We start from the raw sequence: 7,083 nt of genomic DNA on the forward strand, positions 1-7,083 counted from the left end.
AGGGAGGATTTTGATGAAACAGAAGATCTTTGACACTCACATACATTTTGTTTCAAGAGAACAGGATTACACAGATTATGTAAATCAATTGCTTGTTTATGCTCAGGAGAACAACGTACAAAAGATGGTTCTAATAGGTTCTGCATGTGGAAATGCGCTTGTGAAGAAAGCAATTGATGAGTTTCCAGACAAATTCCTTGGTCTTGCGTGGATTGACCTTGATAGGGATAAAGTTTCTGATATAGATATGTACAAGAAAATGGGGTTCGCAGGCTTGAAAATTATTTTGACAGACAAGAATTATGACGATCCCGCTTACTTTCCATTCTATGAAAGAGCTGAACAAAACAATATGGTGATTTTATTTCACACAGGTGTCATAGGTGGTCCTGTCGATTACCTTCTTGAAGAAGATAGTTCAATGGCTCGTCAGATAGATGAAGAAGTTCAAAAAAGGTTCTACGGAAAATCTTCAGCCCGTATGAGATCTATTTACCTGGATACCATTGCCAACTCTTTCCCTAGATTGAAGATAATAGGTGCACATCTTGGTTGGCCTGAGTACATGGTTTCGTGTGCGATCGCAAGGTGGAGAAAGAACGTTTATTTCGACGTATCTGGTGGAGAAGTTGTCAGAAGACACATAGTCGAAGGTGGATATATTGGCAAAGAAATCTCGGTCAACAAAGTTGTTTTTGGAACTGACAGCTCTATTGACAAGATGCCAAGGGAGATAATTGGCTGGTATGATTCACTTAAGTCAATGGGCCTTTCGGCTGAACAAATTGATAAGATATTCTACCTGAATGCTGCAAGAATTTTTGGAGTGGTTCAATGACTTTAAGGGAAAAAGAAACTGTGGCAGCTTGGTTGTTTCTCTTACCGGGGTTTGTCGGATTTTGTGTTTTTGTCTTTGGTGCGGTTGTCGTCTCACTTGGTCTTAGTTTTTTACAGTGGGATATGCTCACTCAGCCAAAGTTTGTAGGGTTACAAAACTACATTAGATTGATAACACAGGACAAAACGTTTCATCTTGTTTTGAAAAACACCCTTATATTTGTATTGGGTACCGTCCCAACGAGAGTTGTATTGGGTTTGGTATTTGCTCTCATACTCGTGAGGAGTATACCGATGAGGGCATTCTTCAGAGCTTCGATCTTTCTTCCGGTTATCGTACCTACAGTTGCCGCAGCAATGGTTTTCAGGTGGATATTTAACGCAGATTTTGGTTTATTGAATGATTTCTTGTACAGCATAGGTTTTTCGAATCTTCCAAGATGGCTTTCGCAACCCAAGTGGGCTTTAACAGCTGTGATTATACTGAGTGTGTGGAAAGATGTTGGCTTTTCCACAGTTCTTTTCATGGCAGGCCTTCAGGGAATTCCTTCTTCTCTCTATGAAGCAGCGTGGATTGATGGAGCAAACAAATTCAAAAGCTTTTTGTATATCACTCTGCCATTACTTTCTCCTACGACCTTTTTCGTAATTGTGATAAACATAATCAGTTCTTTCCAAATTTTTGACCAAGCCTATGTTTTAACTGGCGGAGGCCCTGGAAATGCAACGAACACCATTGTTTATTACATATACAACAATGCGTTTCAGTGGTTCAGAATGGGATATGCATCGGCTGTCGCCTGGTTGCTGTTTGGGATAATCTTTGTTGCTACTTTCATACAGTTCAAATATCAAAAAAAGTGGGTGTACTACGAATGAAGAAAACTACAAAAGAGAAGTTCATAAATTGGATACTTTTTGGTGTAATGCTGATAGTTGCTTTTTTCATGTTAATACCGTTTTTCTGGATGTTCTCCACTTCTCTGAAAACAGTCGGTGAAGTTTTTGAATACCCTCCAAAATGGATTCCGTCGACCTTTCATTGGGAAAACTACAAAAGAGTTTGGACGATTGTACCTTTCGGTAGATATTTACTCAACAGTCTTGTAGTATCAGGATTCATAACTATACTTCATTTAATAATCGCTTCTATGAGTGCTTATGCATTTGCTCGGCTTAGTTTCCCTGCCAGAGACAGGTTGTTCCTGCTGTACCTGGCTACATTAATGGTCCCCGGGCAGGTAACCATGATACCTAATTTCATATTGATAAAGATTTTTGGTTGGACTGATACGTATGTCGGTCTAATATTACCGAATGTTTTTACTGCCTTTGGTGTTTTTTTGCTCAGACAGTTTTTCATGACTATTCCAAAAGATTACGAAGATGCTGCAAGAATGGATGGCGCGTCCAGGTTTTATGTGTTTTCAAGAATTATAGTACCTTTATCATTGCCAGCCATTTCGACACTGGCGATTTTCACTTTTGTTTTTCAGTGGAATAACCTGTTGTGGCCATTGGTTGTTGTGAGTAAAGACTACATGAAAACAATAACGATAGGTTTAGCAAGCTTTCAAGGGATGTATGGAACGAGCTGGAACCTACTCATGGCTGCAGCTGTGATGGGTATTTTACCTTCTGTGATAGCTTTTCTAATTGGCCAGAAATATTTGATAAAAGGAATAACACTTACCGGGCTCAAAGGTTGAGCGCAATATCTTTTCGATAATGCATATTCTCAAAGTAGATACTTTTTATTGCATCGTAAACGATTTTCCTTGCCTGTTCGTAACTGTGTGATCTGGCACAGATATTCAGAACTCTTCCACCATTTGTTAAGATCTTTCTGCCCGCTTTTTTTGTACCTGCGTGGAATACAACAACATTTTCTTTTATGTCTTCTAAACCAGATATCTCAAAGCCAGTTTTGTAAGAATTTGGGTATCCACCGCTGGCAAGTACCACGCACACAGCTTTTTCGTCTGCCCAGTTTATCCGACAGGCGTTCAAATCTCCCTCGCTGACAGCCTGCAGGATCTCACAGAGATTACTCTCCAATAACATCAAAATCGTCTGTGTCTCTGGATCTCCAAATCTGCAGTTGAACTCGAGTACCTTGGGACCTTGCTTTGTGATCATCAATCCAGCGTATAGAACACCCTTGTATTCTATTCCTTCTTTTTGTAGTGCTCGAATGGTTTTAACGAGAATTTCCTGATAAACGTATTTTTCCATTTCTTTTGAGTAGTATGGACATGGTGAAACCGAACCCATTCCGCCGGTGTTTGGACCAAGATTGTTGTCATAGGCTTTTTTGTAATCCATGCTACTCACCATTGGTATTATCGTCTTGCCGTCGCAAAAAGCCAGGACGGAGACTTCCTTGCCATCCAAGAAATCCTCGATTACCACTTTGTTACCGGCTTTGCCGAAAATTTTTTTGTTCATGATATCGTCTATTGCTTTCAAAGCATCTTCCTTTGATTTTGCGACAATGACACCCTTTCCTGCAGCAAGTCCATCGGCTTTTACCACGACGGGTTGATCGATTTTCAAAACATAGTTCTGTGCAGAATGTGGCTGGTCAAATACCTGAAAATTTGCGGTTGGAATGTTGTATTTTGCCATCAGCGTTTTTGCGAAGATTTTGCTGCCCTCTATCATTGCGGCTTTTTTGCTTGGTCCAAAAATCTTCAAGCCGTGTTTTTCAAATTCGTCAACGATACCGTTGACAAGATAAATCTCTGGACCGACAACTGTCAGATCGATTTTTTCTTTCAGAGCAAAATCGACCAGTTCTTCGATTCTGGTTAATTCCACACATTTTGCCAGATTTTCGATGCCACCGTTTCCCGGTGCAGCATAAAGACTGATCTGACTTTCCATGGCGAGTTTCCAGATCAGTGCATGTTCTCTTGCGCCCTGTCCAACTAACAGTATTTTCATCCAACCACCTCAGTGCTTGAAGTGCCTTGTACCTGTAAATACCATGGCTATGTTGTAACGGTTCGCAATTTCAATAACCTGCTGGTCTCTTATCGATCCACCTGGCTGTATTATCGCCGAGATGCCGGCTTTTGCAGCGACTTCAACCGCATCGCTGAATGGGAAAAATGCGTCCGAGGCAAGTACAGCGTTTTTAGCTTTTTCACCAGCCATTCTCACACAGTGTTCTGTTGGCCAGAGTCTGTTGACCTGGCCTGTTCCGATGGCGAGTGTACACAGGTCTTTTGCAATTACAATGGCATTTGATTTTGCGTGCTTGACCACTTTCCATGCAAAGAGCAGATCTGTCATTTCTTTTTCCGTTGGACTTTTTTCTGTCACAACCTCGAGCTTTTGATAATCCACCGTATCTTTCGTCTGTAAAAGAATACCCCCGCTTATTTTTCTCAGGTCCAGTTCTTCTTGATTCTCAGAAAAGTCCATTTTCAGGATTCTCAGGTTCTTCTTTTTGGAAAAAACCGCTAAAGCTTCTGTTTCATAATTCGGTGCGATTACCACTTCAAGAAAAATTTCTGAAAGTCTCTGTGCGAGTTTTCCGTCAACTGGTCTGTTCAGCGCCACAATTCCGCCGAATATGGATACTGGATCGGCTGAATATGCTTTTTCAAATGCGATGTGAATATCTTCGGCACAGGCAACACCACAGGGATTTGTATGTTTCACAGCAACTGCGCACGGCATATCAAATTCCTTGACAAGCTCAAATGCTGCATCTGCATCGCAGATGTTGTTGAAAGATAGTTCTTTACCCTGCAGTTGTTTTGCATTGACAATTGTCGAAGTTCTGGCAAATACGTCTTTGTAGAGTGCGGCTTTTTGATGTGGATTTTCTCCATAACGCAGATTGCACACTTTTTCAAATGTCTGTGTGAAGGTTTCTGAAAATTCTCTTATGCATAACCTTTTTCTGAAATACTCGCAAATCATTGCATCGTAATATGCTGTGTGTTCAAAGGCTTTCAGTGCGAGTTTCATTCTCTCCTGTTCTGTGATTTTTTCCTTGGCTGAAAGTTTATCGGCTAACCATTGATAATCCGATGGATCACAGAGCACCAGGACGTCTTTGTAATTTTTTGCCGCCGATCTGAGCATCGCTGGACCGCCGATATCTATGTTTTCTAAGATTTCGTCTATATCATCTGTTTTCTGGACAGTTTCTTTGAACGGATAGAGATTGACAACTACAATATCGATTGGCACAATCGAAAGCATTTCAAGTTCTTTGATGTGTTCCTTTTTGTCTCTTTTTGCAAGAATCGCCCCATGGATTGCTGGATGCAATGTTTTCACTCTGCCATCTAATATTTCCGGGAAAGATGTTGCCTGTTGTACCTGTATGATGTTTAAACCATTTTCTTTCAAATACCTCGCTGTGCCGCCTGTACTGATTATCTGTATGCCAAGCCTGGTTAAATTTGTGGCAAAGTCAACAATGCCTGATTTGTCGTAAACAGAGATAAGAGCTCTCATTTTTTCACCTCTCTATGAAGACTCTTCTACCGATTATTTTGAGTTTACCCTCGGCAAACAATTTCACCGCTTCTGGAAGTATTTCATGTTCTATTTCATGAACTTTCTGCGCAATTGTTTCGGGTGTATCAGAGTCTTCCACTGTGACAGCTTTTTGAATGATTATCGGTCCTGCATCTACCTCTTCGTTTACAAAGTGAACTGTCGCACCGGTGATTTTCACACCGTAATCTATCACCGCTTGATGCACTTTCATGCCGTAGAAATCTTTACCGCAGAAAGAAGGAATCAGCGATGGATGGATATTTATAATCCTGTTTTTAAAAGCCTTAATGAAATGCGAAGAAAGGATTTTCATAAAACCGGCAAGGACGACCAGCTCTACTTTGTGTGTGTTGAGTATGTCGATCATTCTTTGTTCATAAGCGATCTGGTCTGAAAAATCCTTTGGTTTTACAGCGTACGATGGTATGGAATGTTTTTCTGATCTTTTTAACGCATAAGCATCTGATCTGTTGCTTATCACCACGGTCACACGAGCAGGCAGTTCCCCTTTCTCCGATTTGTCGATTATTGATTGAAGGTTTGTACCGTTTCCAGATGCGAGCACACCTACGTTCAAAATTCTCAAATCACCACACCTCTTTGTCCTGTACAGACTTCACCTATCACCCAGGCTTTTTGCCCCATCTGATGAAGTTTTGTGATAATTTTATCCACACTGTCTTTTTCAACAATTAACACAAAGCCAATACCCATGTTGAAGGTTCTGAACATCTCTTTTTCTTCTATTTTTCCAATCTTTTGAATAATTTGAAAAACAGGTGGAATCTGCCAGGAATTTTTCTCAAGGCGAACTTCAAGCCCATCTGGTATAACTCTTGGAATATTTTCAACCAGCCCTCCACCTGTTATGTGTGCCATCGCATGAATGTCATCATCTAAGATTTCAAGGACTGTTTTCACGTAGATTTTTGTTGGAATCAGCAGCTCTTCTGCCAGGGTCTTTTGAAATTCTTCCACGTACGTGTCAAGCTTCATATCTTTGAGAAGGACTTTTCTAACCATTGAAAAGCCGTTGCTGTGAATACCACTTGATGCAAGACCTATGACGATATCTTTGTTTTTTACCTTTGAACCGTCCAGAATTTTCTCCTTTTCCACTATCCCGACTGCAAAACCCGCAAGGTCATACTCATCTTCTTTGTACATATCAGGCATCTGAGCAGTTTCTCCACCTATCAATGCGCAACCTGCTTGAATACAGCCATCACAGAGACCTTTGACTATCTGAGTGATTTTTTCTGGTATGAGTTTTCCAGTGGCAATGTAATCCAGAAAGAAAAGCGGTACTGCACCGTGAACCAGTACGTCGTTTACACACATCGCAACACAATCGATTCCAACTGTATCGTGCTTGTCCACCATGAAAGCTATTTTGAGCTTTGTGCCGACTCCGTCTGCTCCTGATACCAGAACAGGTTGTTTGTAATCTTTACTCAACTGAAAGAAACCTGCGAACGCGCCGATATCTCCGAGTACTCCACTTGTGTAAGTCGATCTGACGTATTTTTTCATCATCTGCACAGCGATATCTGCTGCATCTATGTCTACTCCACTGTCTTTGTATGTTATAGACATTGAACCACCTCATCTTTTTTCAAACAGATATTTTTTACCTTCTCTTGGAGTTTTTACAGGATAATCACCATTGAAACATGCGATACAGAGATCTTCCTTTTTCAAACCAACTGATTCGATTAAGCCATC

Annotated in this window: 7 protein-coding genes; 3 read left to right on the forward strand and 4 right to left on the reverse strand. The window is 40.8% G+C overall.

The genetic code is table 11. The features are described 5' to 3' along the window. Window positions 1-13: 13 nt before the first annotated feature. The 3 genes from AC4E92_RS08585 to AC4E92_RS08595 are packed head-to-tail and all read left to right on the forward strand — an operon-like array spanning window position 14 to window position 2,546. Window positions 14-838: an amidohydrolase family protein gene (locus tag AC4E92_RS08585; protein WP_490240175.1), complete on the forward strand. Its 825-nt coding sequence runs from the start codon at window positions 14-16 to the stop codon at window positions 836-838. Continuing rightward, a complete protein-coding gene (locus AC4E92_RS08590; RefSeq protein WP_490240176.1) occupies window positions 835-1,716 on the forward strand; it encodes a carbohydrate ABC transporter permease in 882 nt (293 codons plus the stop codon). The genes AC4E92_RS08585 and AC4E92_RS08590 overlap by 4 nt, the downstream gene beginning before the upstream one ends. After that, window positions 1,713-2,546, forward strand: a complete 834-nt coding sequence (locus AC4E92_RS08595; protein ID WP_490240177.1) for a carbohydrate ABC transporter permease — start codon at window positions 1,713-1,715, stop codon at window positions 2,544-2,546. Before AC4E92_RS08590 ends, AC4E92_RS08595 begins: the two co-directional genes overlap by 4 nt. Here the strand turns inward: AC4E92_RS08595 and purD are convergent. Genes purD through purM form a run of 4 tightly spaced genes read right to left on the reverse strand, consistent with a single transcriptional unit; the run spans window position 2,536 to window position 6,954 of the window. Then, window positions 2,536-3,783 (reverse strand): phosphoribosylamine--glycine ligase, encoded by a 1,248-nt coding sequence (gene purD, locus AC4E92_RS08600; protein ID WP_490240178.1) that lies wholly within the window; start codon window positions 3,781-3,783, stop codon window positions 2,536-2,538. The genes AC4E92_RS08595 and purD overlap by 11 nt on opposite strands. A gap of 9 nt (window positions 3,784-3,792) precedes the next feature. Next, a complete protein-coding gene (gene purH, locus AC4E92_RS08605; protein ID WP_490240179.1) occupies window positions 3,793-5,313 on the reverse strand; it encodes a bifunctional phosphoribosylaminoimidazolecarboxamide formyltransferase/IMP cyclohydrolase in 1,521 nt (506 codons plus the stop codon). A gap of 4 nt (window positions 5,314-5,317) precedes the next feature. Continuing rightward, window positions 5,318-5,944, reverse strand: a complete 627-nt coding sequence (purN, locus tag AC4E92_RS08610) for a phosphoribosylglycinamide formyltransferase (protein WP_490240180.1) — start codon at window positions 5,942-5,944, stop codon at window positions 5,318-5,320. Next, window positions 5,941-6,954 carry a phosphoribosylformylglycinamidine cyclo-ligase gene (gene purM / locus AC4E92_RS08615; RefSeq protein WP_490240181.1) on the reverse strand — a complete coding sequence of 338 codons (1,014 nt, stop codon included), beginning with the start codon at window positions 6,952-6,954 and terminating at the stop codon, window positions 5,941-5,943. The genes purN and purM overlap by 4 nt, the downstream gene beginning before the upstream one ends. Window positions 6,955-7,083 lie beyond the last annotated feature (129 nt).

This window comes from Pseudothermotoga sp., from assembly GCF_031962025.1.
Lineage (GTDB): Bacteria > Thermotogota > Thermotogae > Thermotogales > DSM-5069 > Pseudothermotoga_B.

Coding starts and splice junctions, on each gene's coding strand:
- purD (WP_490240178.1), bottom strand. CDS start 3,783: ATGAAAATACTGTTAGTTGGACAGGGCGCAAGAGAACATGCACTGATC.
- AC4E92_RS08590 (WP_490240176.1), top strand. CDS start 835: ATGACTTTAAGGGAAAAAGAAACTGTGGCAGCTTGGTTGTTTCTCTTA.
- purM (WP_490240181.1), bottom strand. CDS start 6,954: ATGTCTATAACATACAAAGACAGTGGAGTAGACATAGATGCAGCAGAT.
- AC4E92_RS08595 (WP_490240177.1), top strand. CDS start 1,713: ATGAAGAAAACTACAAAAGAGAAGTTCATAAATTGGATACTTTTTGGT.
- AC4E92_RS08585 (WP_490240175.1), top strand. CDS start 14: ATGAAACAGAAGATCTTTGACACTCACATACATTTTGTTTCAAGAGAA.
- purH (WP_490240179.1), bottom strand. CDS start 5,313: ATGAGAGCTCTTATCTCTGTTTACGACAAATCAGGCATTGTTGACTTT.